We start from the raw sequence: 17,786 nt of genomic DNA on the forward strand, positions 1-17,786 counted from the left end.
CTTCTTCAAATCTCATCTTCCGAATCTCCTGTCGCAATTCTGTCGGCTTCATATGCACCTCCATAGGTACATATAAAACCGGACAAATCATGTGCTACAAGTCCGGACAATTCATTTGTTCGTAACATTTTTTATCTTTTTTATTGACAAGCCCCTATCAGACATGTAAAAGACAGGACTCTCACGCGGGCCGTTAACTCAGTCGGCAGAGTATCTGCCTTTTAAGCAGAGAGTCGTTGGTTCGAGTCCAACACGGCCCACCACATATTTTATGCAGGCTCTCGTCCCCATCGTCTAGCCTGGTCCAGGACACCGGCCTTTCACGCCGGCAACAGGGGTTCAAATCCCCTTGGGGACGCCATAATAAAAAGAAGGAGTTAGCCGCTTTGGTTGACTCCTTCTTCGTTTTCCGGGGTACCGCTGCCGGGTACCGGGAATAAATTCTTGGTTGTGAGAGCGTCCGCAACGTCCTGCATATCGTCGTTAATATTTTGGATGTAAATCTCTGTCGTCCTGACGTTTTGGTGGCGAAGGAAGCGTCGGATCGCGTTGGTTGACTTTCCGGCATCGGCCAAGCATGAGGCACAGAATCTGCGAAGGGCATGGAATCCGTACTGCTTGACGCCTGCTCGCTTACAGAGGCCCGCCATAAACCGCCTGCGCTCCTTATATTGTTTGCCATAGTGTGGGCCTGGCTGATCATCCGTAAACACCCACGGACTGTCTTTGATCGGCCGGTTTTGCCACCACCACCACAGTTCATCGTAGAGTTCATCTGACATCGGAAACCATTCGTGCCGCATTGATCCATCGCGGGTTTTCCGGGTGCCCAGTCGATACTGTCGCTTTTCGAAATTGATATCATCGATCCAGTTCCATCTGTAGAGTTCGGACCGACGCGCGCCGGTCTGGATGTAGGCATATAACAGCACACGTTCTTTCCTGGTCGCCACCAACAGGACCTGTAGGACATCCTGCGATGGCGGCGTGTATTGGTTTGCTCGGTCGTGGGCATAGCGTTCCGTCAACGTAAAGGGATTTTGCTCCACCCCCCAGGTTAAAACACCCTTCTGCCACATAACCATGAGGTTCTTTCGGTCCTTGTTCGAGGCGTTGGCTGATCGCTCCTCTTTCTGGTCCAAGAGAAACGACTCGGCCATCTCTGTCGAGATGTCGTCCACAAATGTTTCCGGGCCCCAGATTTTCATGATTCTTTTGCATACGTTTTTCTTCTCGTCATAGACCTTTTTGGTGTATCGTTCGGCGTAGATAAGGTATTTGCTACAAAAACTCAGTAAGTCCAGCCCGGCGCGCTGCCTCTTCTCGGCTTTCTTCAGCGCCTTCTTTTGCTGAATCTCCCAGTCTACGGCGTCCCTCCTTAAAGCGAATAACCGCTGGGCTATCCGTTTTCCGTCCTTCTTTACAACCGCCCGCCATCCCTTGCCGTCTTTGTATGGCATACAGCACCCCCTCCAATGTGAAAAATAATGCGCCGCCGATCTTTGCCCCATTCAGCTCTCGCGAATGATTATAGACCCACCGGTGGTTTTTTTGCAATAAATCGGCCACCTGCTTTGCGGACATTATTTTTGGAATGTCAGTTGCCACTGTCAATGCCTTTTTTGTTACAGGATTTCACGGCCCAGCCGGGATTTGGTCCCATGTCTGACCGTCGAGCATGCGGCCGGCTGCTTTTTTGCCGACCCTTGCCATTGTAGACCCCTTTCCAACATAACCGTCGCCATGGATCAGCCTGATCCTGTGCAATTTATCACGTGTGCATTCTGTATTTTGGCCGTCTTGAAAAACAACGTGAGATGTTTTTTTAAAGTGTGAGCCATGCCCCCAGTCACCCCAACATTTAAAAAAGAACGGCACTCCATCACCAAAACACTGGTCCCTCAGCGACCGAACCCAGTCCGGATGCATCGGGCGGGCGCCCGGCCCGGTTTCTCCGCCGCAAATGACCCAGTTTATTGTCGCATCCAAATTGGTTTGCGGCCCCCTCCCTGCGCACCAGGCATCACCCGACAGCACGTTCGCAAAAACATCCTGCCCGAGGTGGATATTTTGAAAATCTACAGGCCCCAGCATCGGTTCTACCGAAACAAATCTCACGGCAGCCGGGATATGCAAAAGGACAGGTATCCGCTTATCGGCCTGTTCCTGGTTTTCGGCTGTAACACCGATCAAGACGTTCGGCAAAGGCCACTCTCCGCCATGGTGCGGGGGAATATCCGCGTTGAATCTCCGCCCCTCAACACACAGCATTTGCCAAATTCTCCATTCGTTGTTGTCATATGGGAAAAGGAACCGACCGTCTTCTGCCCTTTTTGCCACCCATTCAAAAAACTTGATTGCCCGATCAGGACGTTTGGTCAGGAGCATAAATGTGTGGCGCGATGCCGAAACCATAACACCAAATATGGCCGCTATATGATTAAACGGCACTTCATCGTGGAAAAGATCACCCATGGAACAAACGAAGATACGGCGCTGCTGCTTCGATTTTAATGGATCGTTCAGCCGGTCGGGATGAAACGTCACCCGAAACGGATCATTAGCTGGATACCCATACCGACCGCCCAATCGCTTTGCCATGCGGGCAGCATAGCAATTCTTGCAGCCCTCGCTGATTGGCGTGCAACCTGTAACTGGATTCCACACCTCATCGCACCATTCTATTTTTGTAGGCATCTCACGCCTCCAGCATGCGCCAGGTTTTGACAGCTTCTCCCGCCCGCTGATAGACCGGTATTTTATTCAATGACCGGTCAAAATAAACATGCAGGCGGTTAATGGCATAAATGAGCTTTTCAATAGCAGCGCACTTCTCCTGGTCTTTAATGTGGGGCAGTATATCCTCCAAAATGCCAAGGGAAGTTGATGTCATGAAGACCACCTCATTCACTTTCCCGTATATTTTTTCAAAGCGGCCGAGACGCTCGGAAATCTTTTTGATTGCCTTGCCGTCAAGCTCGCCAGGCCACGCCCGCATAGCGGCCTGGGTTGAATCCACAATACGCGCCGTCAAGCCAAGCACAGTCTTATTACGGCTTCTTGACCTGTAATCCTCGGCTATTGATTTAACCATAGCCTCACACATGGCGATGGACGTCAGCACGTTTCTAAGCGCTTTGCTCATTATGAGTCACCCTCCTTCATGAATACCAGCCAATGAGTAAGGCCTTTCCGGCCGGTCAGGTGGCCAAACAGCGGCCGCACTGGTGCGAGTTTCAACACTTCTTTAATGCCCACGTGGGTTTCGTTCCATTTAAAGACCAACACACCGTCTTTTTTCAGCACCCGGAAGCACTCATCAAAGCCTTGGCGCAGATCATCGTGCCAGTTCTCGCCGAGCTTTCCGTACTTGGCTGCCATCCAACTTTTACGGCCCGCCCGCTCCAAATGTGGCGGGTCAAAAGCAACTAGGCTGAAAGTGTTATCCGAATAGGGTAGACTACGGAAATCAAGCTGGATATCCGGTTCGATTACAAGCGTCCGTTTGCCATCCGTTTTTCCGTGCGATCTATCGGTGACAGTGATTGTCTCAGAGCGAATGTCACCGAACACGACGGCCGGATTCTGCCTATCGCCCCACATCATTTTGCTTCCACAACATGCGTCCAAAATTTTCATAATATAAATATAACCCGCTAACCAATAACAATAGCTTCAGGAAGTTGCGCTTCGAGCCACGCCTTGATGCCGGCAATCGCGTCCAGCTTCCAGGCTTCGCCGTCGCTCTCAAAAAGGACGCATAGCAAGCCTTTGTCGCCTTTTCGCAGCCGGAAAATAAACTGCGAAGGCGGCTGCTCAATGTCCCGGAACGTCCGGTAGGGCCGGAACGTCATCGGGTTGGTGATTTTCACCTGCGATTTTGTGGTAATACCGGTTTTGATCTGCACCCCCTGGCTGAACCCGTCATCCTTGTTTTCCACCACATGCTCATTGGCAAGGTGACGGAGCAAGCCAAGCAAAGACTCGGTCGCATCGTCGGCAACAAACATGCTTTGCAGCGCTATGATGAAGTTCTCAAGGTCATACCAGACGCCGAACCCGAAAGACTTCGCATGGAGTTCCGCCTCGGCATACAAAAACCGTGTGTTGCAGGCCGCCGGTATTAGATGGCCTTGAAGAAGTACCCGATTAAAATCATGCACATGCAGAAACGTATCCTCCAGACAGGTTATGTCTGCGTTTTTAAAAACGTAATCCGCAAGCCCCCGCAACGTTCTGAATTTCAGTGTTCCCGGCCCGCTGTGCTCCGGCGCCTGCACCAGGGTCATGGCCCCTTTGGTGTAGATGCGACCGCCGATTTCCGTTTTTTGAATAGCCCCCAGGCTCAATATTTTATCCACAAATGCTGCCAACATGAGTCCTCCTTAATTTTGTTTCGATAGTTCGGTCACGTTTAAAAGCGGCAGTGGCCGCTGCATCGATCGGCGCTCCATGGCATACGCCCGGCCCCGTGAGTCAATCCGGAGGTCCGCCGTAAACTTGATGCCTTCTTGCCCCTGGAGCTTCGGGACGCATTGCACATTCATGACCACCAGGGTTCTGTCGTCAATAGGTGCAAACGTTACCTTCAGATCAATTTCACGAGGTTTCAGCGTGGTGTTGATATCGTTGATGTTTTCCAGCACCCGCTCCATGGCGCGATCGAACATTTCCACGGCGCCGCCGTCGATAATGTTGATCAGGGACAGCTTTTCTGCTTCTTCAGGCATTGATCGTTTCCTCCTTTACAACACAGTTGGTTAAATTGGCCGGGCGTCTCAGCGTAGCCAGGCAATACGGGCAAAACAGCGTATCCTCCATGCTGGCCCACCGGCGGTCAAACATTACCGCCCCGGAGCATTCCGGGCACCGGTACGGGCCCACCAGCTCGCATGCGCTCTTTGGAATCGGAATATAGGTCGGCGCTTCCATTGAATTTCCCCTCCATCTTCATTCGTATTTCGATCACCGGCAGATTCAGCGTCCGGTATATGTTCCGCATGATCCGCTCGCACTCGCGCTGCATAGCGGCATCGGTCGACCTGAAATTATCGTTGGCCGGCGGGCCGCAGATCATGTTAAAAAACACGACATCGTAAATCCCGATATGGTGTTTTGCCAGGGTCATCTGATCCGCGGCCAGATCCTCAAAACCCAGCAGCAGCGAATAGGCGATGGCATCCACCACTGTCCGGTCCGACACCGTAATGTCGTTTTGGATTACCGCATTCATCTCCCGCCGCATCTGCTCGCAGAATATCCACCGCTGGGCGTCCCGTGACGACATCGAGCCCACACCGAACACCGGCAACGGGCACCGCCGGGCGGTCTCCATCAGCACCGCGACATCCCCCTCGCCGTCTCGCTTCAGCTCCGCTGCAAACGCATAGACGGACGTGGTCTTGCCAGTCCCGTGCGCCCCTGAAAAAGCGTATAATTTACCCATTTTTATTTACCCCTTCTGCACCAGATGCCGTTTCGAATCCACAACTCCCCGCTTTGCCGCCATCTTGCGAATATACGCGCTACAAATCCCGAAATTGTCACACACCCATTTTAGGCTGCCGACGCCCTCGGCCCTGGATTCGAATAAATAATGCGCCGCGGATCTCCGCTTACGCTCTTTTTCCCTGGTGGATCTTTTATCATGGAGGTCCTGCACCGCGGTCATGATCACCGCCGCCCACAGCTCTCCTTCGGGCGTGAGTGCCGGCGGCTCAAAGAGATCTGCTTTTGTTTTGATATTTTCCTGCATACAGCTTCTTCTCCAACCACTCCGGGATGACGACCATGCCCGGGAAAAAGGTGGCGTGCGCCCTTGGCAGCCACGCCGGGCGCCCGGTGGATTCGATCACAACGCGGACACCGTCCGGGGTTGTCTCCAATATGCCGGTGATTTTAACCGGAACCATGTCTCACGCCCCGTTGACCCAGAGAGTGCCGCCGCAAACGGGCGGTAAGCGGCAGCACCCTTTTTCCGGGATCATTGGAGGAGGAGGAGCGCCCGTTATTACCGCCACGGGCGGGCGGGAAGAAAACAAGGATTGCCTTCGACCATATCGAGGACGCGCGCGATATGGTTTGTTTGAAGACTCCGGCCGGGATCGAACATTGGCCATCACCGCAAACACCATGAGCAACGCGATCCCGGCCAGGTTCGGCAGCGGGAAATAAATCCCGTCTGAGCCGGCCAGAATGAGGGCGGACATAAACAGTAGCCCGCACAAGAAATCGGATACGCCTTTGGATGGTTTCATCTCTCCCCCAGGTAGTTTTTCAGGTTTGCCTCGACCTCGATGCACTTTTTGATCAAATCCTGGTTCTCCTTCAGGCACCGCTTGATTTCCGCCTTTGAAATCACCCCGTCCCGCCAGGCATCGGACAGGGCTCCGATGGTCTCCCCGAACTCCTTGCTCATGTCCGCCATGAGGCGCATCAGCGGGTGCGGGCTGTGGTCGTTCGGGCTGGGGATGGGGAAGGCGATCCGGTGGAAATACTCTTCGAGCATGTTCAGGGCCGTCAGGTCACCTGTCTTTTGCATGATCAGGACGGCGTCCCATAGCCCCAGCTTGTAGCCGTTCTGCTGGGTCAGCTCGTTTCTCAGGCTGCTTTCGGCCTTGTTCAGGTCTCCAGCCAGCCTTTTAATTGGGTAGCGTTTAGCCGCCGCGTCCAGGACATCAATCACTTCATCTCGCATGGGGGTTCCTTTTGCAGTTCGATTTTCTGTGGTATCAAGAAAAAAAAGCGAATATTATTATATGTTTTCAACCCCCAAAAAATATATGGAGGGTGTCATGACGCATGCTGACATTATCATTAAGCTGCTCTCTGAATATGCCCGTATATCCAAAGAGGAGGCTGTTTTTGCATTTGGCGTTTTTCGCGCCGCGTTTCCTACGCATTATGATCTGGATAAAGAACTCTCGGAGGCCGAAGCCTCCGCACAAATCACTCTTTACCGGAGCAATCCCGGTTTGATGCGGCGGATTGCTGAAACCATTGCGGCCGGCCCTGGGACGCTGCCCACTGCTTAGCGCCGGCGATAAGCCAGTCCAAAATCTGCATGGCTTCGGTATCTGTGTTTTTTTCAGTATCCATTGACGGCCTCCTGCTCGCAGCGCAGTTTTACCGCGCCGCATTCCGTGCATGATTCGTTGTCCTGGTCTGGTATTTCTGCCGATTCGATGGCGGCTCGGATCTGCTCCGGAGCGCCTTCAAGCCACAGCTCCGGGGTGGTGCCAGGCACGGCTTGGCAGAGGCGTTTGGCCAATTTCCATGATGGACGCCGGCGACCATTAATTACATTTGAAAGGGTCGATGGGTGGAGGCCCGTTTCCTTAGCTATATTGATTTGTCGTTTCATGGTTCGATAGTATTCAATATGAAACCTCATGTCAACAAAAAAGATTCACATTGAAAACTTTTTTTTCGATATGAATATTTATTATGGATAATCTTACTTTGTCTTTTTGCAGGGAGCTTAAAAAATGGTTCAATACGAGCTATCGTGGCAAACAACGCGACTTAGCCAAGCGTTTGAAAATAAGCGATAAACAGCTTTCTAATGTGCTAGCGGAAAGACGAGGAGGCAGTGAAGAATGGCGACGGTTTGTCGCCAAAGAAATTAATATCCCATACGAAGAGATGATAGGCCAATCACCAAAAGGGTCGCTTCAAAAACAACCCGTGTATACCGATTCAGATATCCCTGAAATAATCGAGGCGCAGAGTGACAATATTGTTGAACTCCGACACCTTTCAGTCGTTAAGCGCTTTATTAACAAAGAGTTAGCGTTAAGCGTCAATGAGGATTTGAACGAAATAGAAAAGCTTAAGCCCGAACGGTTTCAAGAATTAGCGACATACATAAAAACAGTTGCTGCTGAAGTTAGAGCAACGACCATCAACAAACCGGAACAAAAGAACCGAGGCAGCACCAACTCAAAATGAGTTGGGTGTGCTCGATGGGTACCAATTGTAAAGTTGTGAACTTCTTCGATTACTGGGACGGACGGGATACAGATAGTTGGTAAGTTGCCCCTTAATTATGCATGGGTATCTGGATCTTACAGCAGCATATAGGCACTTTTACCTATATAAAAATAGGCACGAGTGCCTATTGTAAACCCGCACAACCAATAATACCTTATTAATTCGTTTTGTTGTTCTATATCTCACGAAAAATAAAGGATAGTCGGAAAAATGATAGATCTGAGATTAGGGTGATCGAATGAATTTTTTTATTGCGGTTTTAGTTTTAATAGCCATTGCCTCTTTTTTTTTGGGATCGAAGCCTAAGAGCACGCAACCCCGCCGAGCAAAGCCAAAAACAAAAAATTTAGAGCCCCATTTTCGCACCCATGAAGCCAATTCAAAACAAGATTTCGGCGATTACGTAAGATTCACATCACAAGAAACAATTGGCCCGGATACCATAGGTACATTGACGGCCGATATATCCAAACAAGGTGATTCAAGAATCAAAATTAAAGTAATAGCGGTAGAAGGCCTTTGTTGTGAAGAAGATAATTATGAATATGTTTACGACATAAAAAAGAAAAAATGGGATGACGGCATGTACCCATTCGAATATAGGAGCCCAACGGGTTTTTTGAAGGAGCTGATGGAGACCTGGGAAGAGTTCAATGGACTCCTTCCAGAAAGAAAACATAGAGAGCCAATTACCTCAGTGGATGCCACCATTACAGAAACGCAAATCCCGCAATATGATATCGATAAACTCAAAAAGCTTCCAAAAAGTATTAAAGTAACCGGATCTAAAGGAAATGAATATGTAGTTGACTTGTCACAACTTTCTTGCACATGCCCGGATTTCGTTGAACGAAGAGCCGGTTTTCCTGTTACTGATTTTCGGAGATGCTGTAAACATATCTCCAAAACGATTATTGGAGAAAAAATAAACACAAAAATAACGCGCGAAAATATCATAAAAGCATTTATACGGAAGGCTTCATTAGACGACAAAGGCGTCCCAGTGTTTAATAAAATGCTACATATTCAAATAAACGAAAAGATACGCGGAACCAGATCGTTTTATATCATCATAGACAAATCAAAGTCGCCGTGGGTTGATATCATCGATTTTACGGCCCTAACTTACATGAAATGTGGATATAATTTCGATGAGAACAGATTTGCATATGGGCAAAGTCCTTTTCCGGATGGTAGCAAAACCAAGTGTTCGCTTGCAATTCAAGAGGCGGTTTTGCAATACATTTGATTAGGGAATCGGGGCCACCCATTAAGGGGCAGATCAAAAGAAAAAACGGCGTCCTGGCCAGGATTGCGGTCAACTACAATGAGGAGGGGCTATGAAAAAGGGATTGCGTATAGTATTGGCGACCGGGTTATTTATAATGCTTTCATCCAGTCGCACGCTTGCTGATGAAACCTGGCGGCCATCTGCCGGTCTCAAGGTGGTCGATCTTGTTCTGGTGCGGCCTGTCAGCTTATCCGTGGCCATCGGGTCAACATTGACACTGCTCGGCCTTTCGATCCCCGTCTATCTGATCGGCATGGGGGATCCGGCGCTTGAAATCATGGTCAAGGCGCCATGGCGATTCACCAATGCCCGTCCGCTCGGGGATTTTGGACATTATAAAGACGATGAACCCATTATGCGGCTGCCGGATAATATATAAAACCTATTAGAAAGATACCCTGTGGACAGCAACCAAATAGATCAATTACGTAAGTCAGACGCATCTGAAAAAATGTTGGGGCTCTTGACAATTATCGCCAGCACCATGGATAGGTTTGGTGGTCCGATCAGTGCCTTCTTGTCTGGCGTCTCTATCGATCGCAAAGAAGATCGTGTTTATGAGGTGATTAAACGGCTATGCGACGATCTAAATGATTTAAAATCCGAGGCATCTGAAAAATACGTGAACACGGAAGCGTTTAAAGAACTATTTGAAAAGACGATGATAAAAGCTGCTGGAGAACAAAACCGGGAAAAAAGAGATCTATTCCGACGGTTTCTTTTGAATTCGATCAAGTCTGCCACCGATGATTACGATGAGCAAATCAGATGCCTTCGTATTATCGAAGAAATGCAAATCGATCACTTAAAAATAATCAAGGTGTTAATCGCCAACACCCCAGCCGATGGCAAAAGAAATGAGGGAATGCAATTTCCCTCCTTGCAACATCATCTTCCTGGGATAGGTGGAGAAAAAGTCAGGGATCTCGTGATGCATCTAAACAGCCTATGCGTTACAGAGATGACCCCAACCGGCGTATCGGCTATTGTTCTGACTGGATTCGGGCGGCGGTTTGTAAAGTATATAATTGATGATTAGGCAAATAATGGGGCGCTTGAGTGTCCTCAATGCGGCGGGTGGGTGGATGGGAAGGGCTCACAGGGGATTAAAATTTAATCAGTAATAGTATACATAGATATTTACAATCAAAATTCTACAACATCTTGTATATAACTTAATAATGTTTGACGCCGCGTCAAATAGTTCTTGACAAACAGACCTCGGGTATACGCAATATATGGATAAAGAAACAGCTCGATCCCTAATTAGAGATATCGTTCAGAATAAATGCATGCGATTCACCCAGCACTGCCGAGACCAGATGGCCGCGCGCAACGCAACAATGGATGATTACCTCTATGTGATTAATTGGGGCGAAATTGTCAGCGTGGAAGAAGATCCTGAACAACACAACCACAAGTGTAAAATAACAGGGAAAGACATCGACGGCGAGGACCTGACGCTTGTCGTGGCACTTCTGGAAAAAGAGCCTGCCGTGCTTTGCATCACCGTGCACGGCTAAAATGGAGGCTATTATGAAATGCCCGTTCTGTCATTCGGATATGACATGCAAGCCCGAGGATTATCCGTATATCGAATCCGGGCTCGACAATTTGATAATTAAAAATCTGGATATTTATCGGTGCAAATGCGGGGAAAGCATCATCAGCATTCCGGCGCTTCCCGATCTGCACAGGGTGATCGGCATGGCCATTATCCGGCAGGACTCCTTGTTAAGTGGAAAGGAAATCCGCTTTTTAAGAAAAAACATCGGCCTGACGGCCACCCGGCTGGCCAAGATCATCGGGGCCGATATCGCAACCATTTCAAGATGGGAAAATGACGCGCAGGCAATATCAAAGGAGTATGACCGCATCCTTCGGCTCGTTTATGCCGATTTCAAGGGGCTTCAGCCCCAAGAAAAAAAGGAGTTGTTAGAGCGGTTTTTCCCGGAGATCATAGCCAAACATAAGACAGGGAAACACCTGGATATTCACCCCTGGATGTGGACAAAACAAAAAGCAAGTTGCCACGAAACCTGTTAAAGCACTTTCCCCCCGAGCAATAAAAAACCCCGCCCGTTCATTCGGCCGGGGTTTTTTTATTCCCCATTAAACATAGTGTGTTTTGATACATTTTATCGTTGACAAGTGTGTAATAACACATTATAGTCAAATCATACCTATTGAGGAGGAATGATGAAAAAAACAGCGCTGGAAAAGATCCTCAAAGCAAACGGCTGGAAGCTGGTTCGCCAGGGAAAACACGAAATCTGGAGCAACGGCGGGATAACCATCCCCATCCCAAGGCATAAAGGGGATATCCCGAAGGGCACCGTGGAAAACATCCTGACCCGGGCCGGAATCAAAACCCAAAACTAAAGCGCGAGGCCACGAAAGGGGCCGCCGCTTGGTTCATATAAAAAGAAAGGAGTAGATGATGGAAAAATTTTATTATGGAATTTTCAAAAAAGATCCGGAGGGGAACGTAACGGCCTCCATTCCGGACGTTGAGGTATGCGAAACCTTCGGCGGCACCTGGGAAGAGGCCTATGAAAACGCGGTGGATGCTTTGGCCGGGTGTCTCTCGGTAGCTGAAACCACCGTACATCCCAGAACGCCAAAAGCGGATCTGGAAAAACAATACCCTGGGGCGCAAATTATTCCGGTACCGGTGGATGAAAAAATTCTGCGCGGGTATGAGGACACGAAACGCTTCAACGTGTCTTTCCCGGCCAGCCTGTTGCAGGAGGTGGACGCCTTCCGCGCAAAAACCGGGTTAAAGCGGTCAGCATTACTTCAGGAGGCCGCCAAGGAATATATCGAAAGTCACGCTGAATAAAGAGTAGTCGCGCCCGAGCCCCTACCCCAGAAGCCCGGGCGCGTGCAGGCGGCGACCCGAATGGCCGCCCGTAATAACTATCCATCGTAATTCTTATTTAAAACTGGAACAGCCCCATTTACCATTCCCATACATTCTGCTTTTTTATTGTTCCGCACATCACGGATGGAGCCTCGGCCATGAAATTTTTCCACCCCCGCAAAAACCAAATGCGCAACCGGTTGAAACGGCAGATCGAGCACAACGAATTTTTATGGGAATATCACAAATGCGATGACAGCCCAAATAAGCCATTATCTACCGGCGTCAATGTCGCGCCCGATCCCCTACCCAGGAAGCCCGAGGGTGGGCCGGTGGGAGGACGGATATCCTCCGCCTGAAAGTTATTGCAGCACATCATTTAAAACAAACCGGCATTTAACCGCGGCCGTCAACACCTTGTCCGCAAACGCCATGTTCTCATTAGGCATTCTGGCGGCCAGAGTGTTGATATCTTCGGCTATCCGCCGCACGACGCCGGCCATGCCCTTTATCTCCTCTCCGTTCACCCGCCGGGTTGCCAGCAGAAGGGCGCCCTCAGGCTCATAGCCAATCCGCATAAAGCTTTCAGCTATTCGGCAGGCGTCGGTAACTTTGCTCACAGCGCCTCTGGACTCCCGAAATAAATTTCCTGCTTGGCCTGCTCGAATGCGGATTGATGATCCCATTGCCGGTAAATGGTCAGGTGCCTAACCCGTTTGACGATTCGTTCTTTCCGGTCAAGCACTTCTCTCCAGTCCACGTTCCCGTACCGGTCAACAGGGAGATTGCAGTCGCAGTTTGGACATTTCATTTCATGGCACCTTTTTGATGGTTTCTTTCAGCATTTCATTGGTACTGACTACAGCGTCCACCGCCTTAACCAATGCCGTGCTTTGTGATTGCTGCCCGGTAAGGGTAAAATTAATCGTTCCGTCTACCTGCTGAGTAAATGATGCCCCCTCAATCTGCTGGTCAACCCACGCACTCCGTTCGTACCTGGCTTCCTTTATCGTGGTAACCTTCTTGGCTGGTTCCGTCTCAGTCGCCGGCGTCTCCGTAATCACAGTGGTAGAAACAACCAGGGCAACCCCCGTGTCCCTGCCAAATAAGCAACCGGACATGAGGCCTGACATTAAAAGCAACACAATCAGAAGTCGTTTGCTCATCGATTTTTCTCCCATATGCCTTCGTAAACCACGTCCCACCATCGCCACCGGATTATCATATCAGCCAAATAGTCCGGCGTTTTCCCGGACCAATCATGAAAGATGCCGGCTGCCTGCAAAAATTTACTGGTCCATTCCGAGCATACCGGCATGCTGGTAAAACAGATATACTTTGCCAACGGCGGGAACAGGTGCAACGGCAGCCGCCACAGGGGATACCAGGCCCCCTCCTGGCTTTCTATCCGTCCATAGGCCTGGCGGAACAACTTCAGCGTCATGTCCCGATGCCGGCCGATGATAATGGGCTTGCCGGCATATTGATCGATATTGGATTTCTTAATGGTCCACAGGGCTTCAGATGTTTCGCCGGTTTCGCTGATGATGATTCCCGAGTGGGAGTATTTCGATTCCCCGTCCGGGTCCCAGAACGCCTGCACCGCATTGATGGCCCGTCCGATGGCCATCGGATTTTCCGTGCAAAAAATATCCCCCGGCCTTAGAATGATGTCGTTCACTTCAGGGGCCTCCTTTTTCCAGCGCTTTTTCTATCCCCATCCTGATCAAAAGCCCAAACCCGCCGAGAATAGAGATAACGATAAACACCGCAACGGCCCCCCCCACCTTCTCACCGCATCGACTTACCTTCGCCATCAGGCCGACCGCTCGTGAAAACCGCTCTATTCCGCAGCTCAGGTTCCCATTCCCCAGGTCCCGAAGCCGGCCGAAAAGATGCCCCATTTCCGCCTGGGAATCCCCGTTCAACCCGCACAGGCAATCACTTTTCTTTGAGTTTAAAACGATCGCGATGATCTCGTCTCGCTCCTCTTTGCTTATTGGCATCATCGGGCCTTTCTCAATAAAGCGTTCAACGCGAATACCCGGCACAACCAACCGTTCAAAAACTTCGCCAGTTTCCGGTTTGCCAGCACAATTTCCTGATATCTCCAAATCCGATTCAAAAGAAACTGAGGGATAAATTCGTGATCATTTCCAAAAGCAGCCGCCAGAAATACGGTATTGGTCCCCAGAATGCCGTCAATTTTGATCCCGGCGCCAATATCATGAACCGTTTTCTGTAAAATCCGCGTCGCGCCGGCAGGCCCCATATTCACGGCGGTATCCATCATGGCGATGGCAACCGGCCCAGGGAGCATGGCGAGTCCCATTTTCTCCCAAAATTCCTTTTCATAAATCATTTCGGCAGCCGCCGGTGTCATGGCGGCGACATCCTCCGCATCGATGTCGCCGTCGCCATCGATGTCCGCCAGCTCCGGGGCCAGTGACTTTAAAAACCGGAACGAAATTCCATGATTGGTTACGCCGCCCAAATCAACGGCGTCGTTCACATAGCCGCCCTCTTGCTTCAGGATAAAGTCAAGCGCCACTCGCAACGGGGTCATTTCTTCTGCAACTCCTCATCTATTAAGCGTATCCACCGAACACGGCTAAACCCTAAATCGATTAGCATCCCCCGCAGCTCCTCACGCGCGGGGATACGGCCGCTATTGCCAGCGGCATTGGACACCAAGGCGACCCCGTCCCCGCGATCCTCGATCACGCAGGAAAGCGCGTAGGGGTCGTATCGGGTGGTATCGCGCAGTTCCGGGCCGTATTTAGCTGCCCACGCGGGGTGTTCTAATTTTTCGAGTATCCAGGGCATCGTGAAAATCCTTAACCTATGTGCATATAAACACTACCGGTTGAAGGCTACCTGGGCCGGGTGGTTCCCCTGCGTCAGCCGTCGAAAGGGTAATCGGCTCGCCATCCTTCCAGTCGTCAAGGGAGCCGTCAGAAGAATCAATTACCGGCTGCCCATCTTTCCATTCTGTAAAATCGTTTTCACCGGCCATGAGAAAATCCTATTGTGCGTAGCTGAAATCGTCGATGTAGACGTTACCGGCTGTCCCGGAGACACCAACCCAAAGATCGAGATATTCACCAACCACCAGAGCAGCGGATGAAACAGTTATTGATTGCTGAGCGTAGCTCGTTGTCAGGGTTTTGTCGGTATAAGGAACGACCGGCTTGCCGTTCTGGATGGCGTACATTGCGACAAACCCGCTGTAGGAAGCATCAGCTTTCATGTAGGCGGATAGGGTTATGTTGTTGGCGGCTGAGGTTATTTTTACAGAGCCAATTTTTACAGGGGTGTAAACGTAGCCACCAGCCGCTGGGATATTAATGCAGGTGCCGCTCCTGGCCTCAGTTGTATCTGATTGATAGATTCTAGTGCCGTTATCATCATCTCTAAAATGTGTTTTATGAACGCCATCAGAATCCAGTTCATAGGCGCCAGGCAACGATACAGGGCATCCTGTAACATCTGAAATTGCCACATTAGATCCAGAGTTGTTCGAAAATGTGTTTGCGTAAAGATAGGCAAGCGATGAAGAGTCTACACTGATGGCGGTCGTGCTATATGAGATGGTTGAATTGCTGATAAAAATTGGGCCTGCGGATGACGCTACAACTCCAACTCCAGTATTATTAGAGATGGTGGAATTGCTAATATAAATATATCCAGCGAGAGAAGACTTGATGCCATAAATCGGAGAATTAAAAATGTTCGCGTTTTTGATAATGTTATTAGAGGTATATGTCATATAAAGATTTCCATATACCGTGGACGAGTTGCACGAGGTATAACAGTATAAATCCTCTATATAATTATTATCTCCGCCGTCAATGTAAAAGTTTCGCTCTCCAGCCGTGCAGACAACATCTGAAACAATGCTTTGTTTGCCACTCAGATAAAACCCACTACTTAAATTCGCTCCACTTGCATATAGATCATGGAAATAACCGTAAGAGTAGGTAACATAAAACGAGCCATAGGCGGCACTTGAGTACAAATTCACAGCAATAAAATAACATAACTCAATATAATTGCTACTTATCCGAATAGTGCCATAGATATCGCTGTTGGTAACCGCCGTGTATCCATCTCGTGTTTCAGTTGATAAATCCCACCCGCCAGAGATCTTCATTCGGCTGGTTTTTGATGCCCCTTCTTTGACCCCATCCCAGTGAGAATCATCGGTTGCAGCGGGGATAACGTAATAAGCAGAGGTCGTTTCAGAGGTTCCCCAGTACTGCGCGGATAGCGTAATGGTATCAGTGGTAACGCTGCTTACATGCCACCAGCCCTCGGTTCCGCCGCTTTCGGAGTTTTTACTGATTAGATATCCATCGGCGAGAACGCCCGAAAGGTCGGCGCTAGTCGTGATCGAAGCACTCCCATTGGTGAAGGTGAGCGTCCCGGAAAGGGCCGTGATAGCGGACTTGGCAACACGAATCTCATCCCCACCGCCGGTCAAAATATCATCTGCTTTTTCGGCTGTCAGGTATGGATTCCCGGCTGTGCCATCTCCTGTGGTATCATTGCCTGAAACCAGATCGACGTAGGCGACAGCCGCATGGCCACTCGCAGCAAAAGCCAACAGAAATAGAATTGCCATCAAGTATTTTTTCAAGCTGTTTCCCCCCATGTTATCTTGCCCCCCTTATCGCCCAGCCTAAACCGGCCAGCGTCGCATCCGGCGTTGCCGGCGCAACCAGTGTGAATATATCCCCGCTTGATTCATCAAAAGTCGCGTCAGATGCCGCCGCAAGCGTCGCCACGGTTCCGGCCGCCGCGAAGGTTGCCGTCCCGAACTCGACCCCGTTTTTCTTTAAACTGAACACCGTTTCAGCAGTGGCCGCCACAGTCGCAACCAGTTTTGATGTGGCCAGCCCGGCCGGGAATGTCACATCGATCGCAAACGGGTGAATCACCAGCACCAGACTCGCGGTTGGCGAGCCATTGAACGACCCGCCAATGATATAGGGCTGGCTCCCGCCGCCTATGGACGCTATCGCCTCCCGGACGGCTTGCTCTGTCGGGATGGCGGCATCAGACCCCGGATCCCCAATGGTGGTTACCACGGACAACCCATTTTTGAGCGTTTTTGAGTCGGCGCCATTCCATTGCGGAACGTAATCAGCGGTGTTGGTTACAGGCCCGAAGACATCGCCATCGCCTATTCCAGATACGATCGAATCGATTTCGTCTTCTGTGTAATACCGGTCGTCATGGGTGTGAGAAGAATCCGACTTGCCGGTTATAGCCAGTGCATTTGCCCCAATCGCTGCATCCAATGCAGCCAATGGCGGGTTCATGTCCGCGGCCCGGAACGTCGTGACGTTATCCTGGTATGGCGTGTGATAATCTGTTGTCATTTGTTTGCCCCGATGGTGTCGAAAATATTGTTGATAGCCTCTTGATATTGCTGGTTGCCGGCGACTCCCGGCATTCTCGTGAGCATTCCGGAAATGCGCTTTTTATGCTGTTCCCAATCCATGCGAGCTTGCGCAGCGGTTTTTTCCCGCATGTCCAGTTGGTCCACAATCGTTTCGAGCAACCTTGTTTGATACGCCACGGCTTCCCTTATCTCAGCCAATTGGCCCATCATTATGTTATGCCGCCTAAAAATCG

30 protein-coding genes and 2 tRNA genes are annotated in these 17,786 nt (G+C 50.1%); 12 read left to right on the forward strand and 20 right to left on the reverse strand.

Annotation, left to right across the window (positions count from 1 at the left end; translation table 11 throughout):
* Positions 1-187: 187 nt before the first annotated feature.
* Positions 188-263: transfer RNA gene (locus tag RBT11_18900), tRNA-Lys, on the forward strand.
* 20 nt (positions 264-283) lie between these two features.
* Positions 284-361 (forward strand) — tRNA-Glu (locus tag RBT11_18905).
* A 16-nt stretch (positions 362-377) separates the two neighbouring features.
* On the opposite strand, the gene RBT11_18910 is transcribed toward RBT11_18905, so the two are convergent.
* The 8 genes from RBT11_18910 to RBT11_18945 form a co-directional block, all read right to left on the reverse strand.
* On the reverse strand, positions 378-1,460 hold the full coding sequence (locus RBT11_18910; GenBank protein ID MDX9788854.1) for a tyrosine-type recombinase/integrase: 1,083 nt from the start codon (positions 1,458-1,460) through the stop codon (positions 378-380).
* A gap of 175 nt (positions 1,461-1,635) precedes the next feature.
* Positions 1,636-2,697, reverse strand: a complete 1,062-nt coding sequence (locus tag RBT11_18915; GenBank protein MDX9788855.1) for a phage Gp37/Gp68 family protein — start codon at positions 2,695-2,697, stop codon at positions 1,636-1,638.
* A gap of 1 nt (position 2,698) precedes the next feature.
* Entirely contained in the window at positions 2,699-3,145 is a 447-nt protein-coding gene (locus RBT11_18920) for a hypothetical protein (GenBank protein MDX9788856.1), read from the reverse strand.
* The gene (locus tag RBT11_18925; protein ID MDX9788857.1) at positions 3,145-3,606 is read right to left on the reverse strand and encodes a class I SAM-dependent methyltransferase; all 462 of its coding nucleotides are present in this window, start codon (positions 3,604-3,606) and stop codon (positions 3,145-3,147) included. Before RBT11_18925 ends, RBT11_18920 begins: the two co-directional genes overlap by 1 nt.
* Before the next feature lie 50 nt (positions 3,607-3,656).
* Entirely contained in the window at positions 3,657-4,376 is a 720-nt protein-coding gene (locus RBT11_18930) for a hypothetical protein (GenBank protein MDX9788858.1), read from the reverse strand.
* A 9-nt stretch (positions 4,377-4,385) separates the two neighbouring features.
* Positions 4,386-4,730, reverse strand: a complete 345-nt coding sequence (locus RBT11_18935; GenBank protein ID MDX9788859.1) for a hypothetical protein — start codon at positions 4,728-4,730, stop codon at positions 4,386-4,388.
* A gap of 107 nt (positions 4,731-4,837) precedes the next feature.
* Positions 4,838-5,446: an AAA family ATPase gene (locus tag RBT11_18940; GenBank protein ID MDX9788860.1), complete on the reverse strand. Its 609-nt coding sequence runs from the start codon at positions 5,444-5,446 to the stop codon at positions 4,838-4,840.
* Positions 5,447-5,452: 6 nt separating this feature from the next.
* A complete protein-coding gene (locus RBT11_18945) occupies positions 5,453-5,755 on the reverse strand; it encodes a hypothetical protein (GenBank protein MDX9788861.1) in 303 nt (100 codons plus the stop codon).
* A 35-nt stretch (positions 5,756-5,790) separates the two neighbouring features.
* On the opposite strand from RBT11_18945, the gene RBT11_18950 reads away from it, so the two are divergent.
* Positions 5,791-6,174, forward strand: coding sequence for a hypothetical protein (locus RBT11_18950; protein ID MDX9788862.1), 384 nt, complete (start codon positions 5,791-5,793; stop codon positions 6,172-6,174).
* A gap of 79 nt (positions 6,175-6,253) precedes the next feature.
* Here the strand turns inward: RBT11_18950 and RBT11_18955 are convergent, their stop codons facing one another.
* Positions 6,254-6,697 carry a hypothetical protein gene (locus tag RBT11_18955; GenBank protein MDX9788863.1) on the reverse strand — a complete coding sequence of 148 codons (444 nt, stop codon included), beginning with the start codon at positions 6,695-6,697 and terminating at the stop codon, positions 6,254-6,256.
* Positions 6,698-6,794: 97 nt separating this feature from the next.
* Here RBT11_18955 and RBT11_18960 point away from each other — a divergent pair, with 97 nt between their 5' ends.
* Positions 6,795-7,034, forward strand: coding sequence for a hypothetical protein (locus tag RBT11_18960; protein MDX9788864.1), 240 nt, complete (start codon positions 6,795-6,797; stop codon positions 7,032-7,034).
* Between the two features lie 53 nt (positions 7,035-7,087).
* On the opposite strand, the gene RBT11_18965 is transcribed toward RBT11_18960, so the two are convergent.
* Positions 7,088-7,393, reverse strand: coding sequence for a helix-turn-helix domain-containing protein (locus RBT11_18965; protein ID MDX9788865.1), 306 nt, complete (start codon positions 7,391-7,393; stop codon positions 7,088-7,090).
* 53 nt (positions 7,394-7,446) lie between these two features.
* Between RBT11_18965 and RBT11_18970 the strand changes: the two genes are divergently transcribed.
* The 8 genes from RBT11_18970 (at position 7,447) to RBT11_19005 (ending at position 12,125) form a co-directional block, all read left to right on the forward strand.
* Positions 7,447-7,950 carry a hypothetical protein gene (locus RBT11_18970; protein MDX9788866.1) on the forward strand — a complete coding sequence of 168 codons (504 nt, stop codon included), beginning with the start codon at positions 7,447-7,449 and terminating at the stop codon, positions 7,948-7,950.
* A 280-nt stretch (positions 7,951-8,230) separates the two neighbouring features.
* The gene (locus tag RBT11_18975) at positions 8,231-9,241 is read left to right on the forward strand and encodes an SWIM zinc finger family protein (protein ID MDX9788867.1); all 1,011 of its coding nucleotides are present in this window, start codon (positions 8,231-8,233) and stop codon (positions 9,239-9,241) included.
* Between the two features lie 91 nt (positions 9,242-9,332).
* Positions 9,333-9,662: a hypothetical protein gene (locus tag RBT11_18980; GenBank protein MDX9788868.1), complete on the forward strand. Its 330-nt coding sequence runs from the start codon at positions 9,333-9,335 to the stop codon at positions 9,660-9,662.
* 21 nt (positions 9,663-9,683) lie between these two features.
* Positions 9,684-10,322 (forward strand): hypothetical protein, encoded by a 639-nt coding sequence (locus tag RBT11_18985; protein MDX9788869.1) that lies wholly within the window; start codon positions 9,684-9,686, stop codon positions 10,320-10,322.
* Positions 10,323-10,575: 253 nt separating this feature from the next.
* Positions 10,576-10,806 (forward strand): DUF4258 domain-containing protein, encoded by a 231-nt coding sequence (locus RBT11_18990; GenBank protein ID MDX9788870.1) that lies wholly within the window; start codon positions 10,576-10,578, stop codon positions 10,804-10,806.
* A 13-nt stretch (positions 10,807-10,819) separates the two neighbouring features.
* A complete protein-coding gene (locus RBT11_18995; protein MDX9788871.1) occupies positions 10,820-11,329 on the forward strand; it encodes a type II toxin-antitoxin system MqsA family antitoxin in 510 nt (169 codons plus the stop codon).
* Between the two features lie 150 nt (positions 11,330-11,479).
* Complete coding sequence (locus tag RBT11_19000; protein MDX9788872.1) at positions 11,480-11,665, forward strand: type II toxin-antitoxin system HicA family toxin; 186 nt, start codon at positions 11,480-11,482, stop codon at positions 11,663-11,665.
* 55 nt (positions 11,666-11,720) lie between these two features.
* Positions 11,721-12,125 (forward strand): type II toxin-antitoxin system HicB family antitoxin, encoded by a 405-nt coding sequence (locus tag RBT11_19005; GenBank protein ID MDX9788873.1) that lies wholly within the window; start codon positions 11,721-11,723, stop codon positions 12,123-12,125.
* A 383-nt stretch (positions 12,126-12,508) separates the two neighbouring features.
* Here RBT11_19005 and RBT11_19010 read toward each other — a convergent pair whose 3' ends face one another.
* The 10 genes from RBT11_19010 to RBT11_19055 form a co-directional block, all read right to left on the reverse strand.
* Complete coding sequence (locus RBT11_19010) at positions 12,509-12,766, reverse strand: hypothetical protein (GenBank protein MDX9788874.1); 258 nt, start codon at positions 12,764-12,766, stop codon at positions 12,509-12,511.
* Entirely contained in the window at positions 12,763-12,957 is a 195-nt protein-coding gene (locus tag RBT11_19015; GenBank protein MDX9788875.1) for a hypothetical protein, read from the reverse strand. The genes RBT11_19010 and RBT11_19015 overlap by 4 nt, the downstream gene beginning before the upstream one ends.
* A gap of 1 nt (position 12,958) precedes the next feature.
* Positions 12,959-13,312 carry a hypothetical protein gene (locus RBT11_19020; GenBank protein MDX9788876.1) on the reverse strand — a complete coding sequence of 118 codons (354 nt, stop codon included), beginning with the start codon at positions 13,310-13,312 and terminating at the stop codon, positions 12,959-12,961.
* Positions 13,309-13,827 carry a hypothetical protein gene (locus tag RBT11_19025; GenBank protein ID MDX9788877.1) on the reverse strand — a complete coding sequence of 173 codons (519 nt, stop codon included), beginning with the start codon at positions 13,825-13,827 and terminating at the stop codon, positions 13,309-13,311. Before RBT11_19025 ends, RBT11_19020 begins: the two co-directional genes overlap by 4 nt.
* Position 13,828: 1 nt before the next feature.
* Entirely contained in the window at positions 13,829-14,155 is a 327-nt protein-coding gene (locus RBT11_19030) for a hypothetical protein (protein ID MDX9788878.1), read from the reverse strand.
* Entirely contained in the window at positions 14,152-14,712 is a 561-nt protein-coding gene (locus RBT11_19035) for a glycosyl hydrolase 108 family protein (GenBank protein MDX9788879.1), read from the reverse strand. Before RBT11_19035 ends, RBT11_19030 begins: the two co-directional genes overlap by 4 nt.
* Positions 14,709-14,972: a hypothetical protein gene (locus tag RBT11_19040; GenBank protein ID MDX9788880.1), complete on the reverse strand. Its 264-nt coding sequence runs from the start codon at positions 14,970-14,972 to the stop codon at positions 14,709-14,711. Before RBT11_19040 ends, RBT11_19035 begins: the two co-directional genes overlap by 4 nt.
* Before the next feature lie 199 nt (positions 14,973-15,171).
* Entirely contained in the window at positions 15,172-16,785 is a 1,614-nt protein-coding gene (locus tag RBT11_19045; protein MDX9788881.1) for a NosD domain-containing protein, read from the reverse strand.
* Between the two features lie 16 nt (positions 16,786-16,801).
* Positions 16,802-17,530 carry a hypothetical protein gene (locus RBT11_19050; GenBank protein MDX9788882.1) on the reverse strand — a complete coding sequence of 243 codons (729 nt, stop codon included), beginning with the start codon at positions 17,528-17,530 and terminating at the stop codon, positions 16,802-16,804.
* A complete protein-coding gene (locus RBT11_19055) occupies positions 17,527-17,763 on the reverse strand; it encodes a hypothetical protein (protein ID MDX9788883.1) in 237 nt (78 codons plus the stop codon). Before RBT11_19055 ends, RBT11_19050 begins: the two co-directional genes overlap by 4 nt.
* Positions 17,764-17,786: the final 23 nt, after the last annotated feature.

Source organism: Desulfobacterales bacterium (assembly GCA_034003325.1).
Taxonomy (GTDB): Bacteria; Desulfobacterota; Desulfobacteria; order Desulfobacterales; family JAFDDL01; genus JAVEYW01.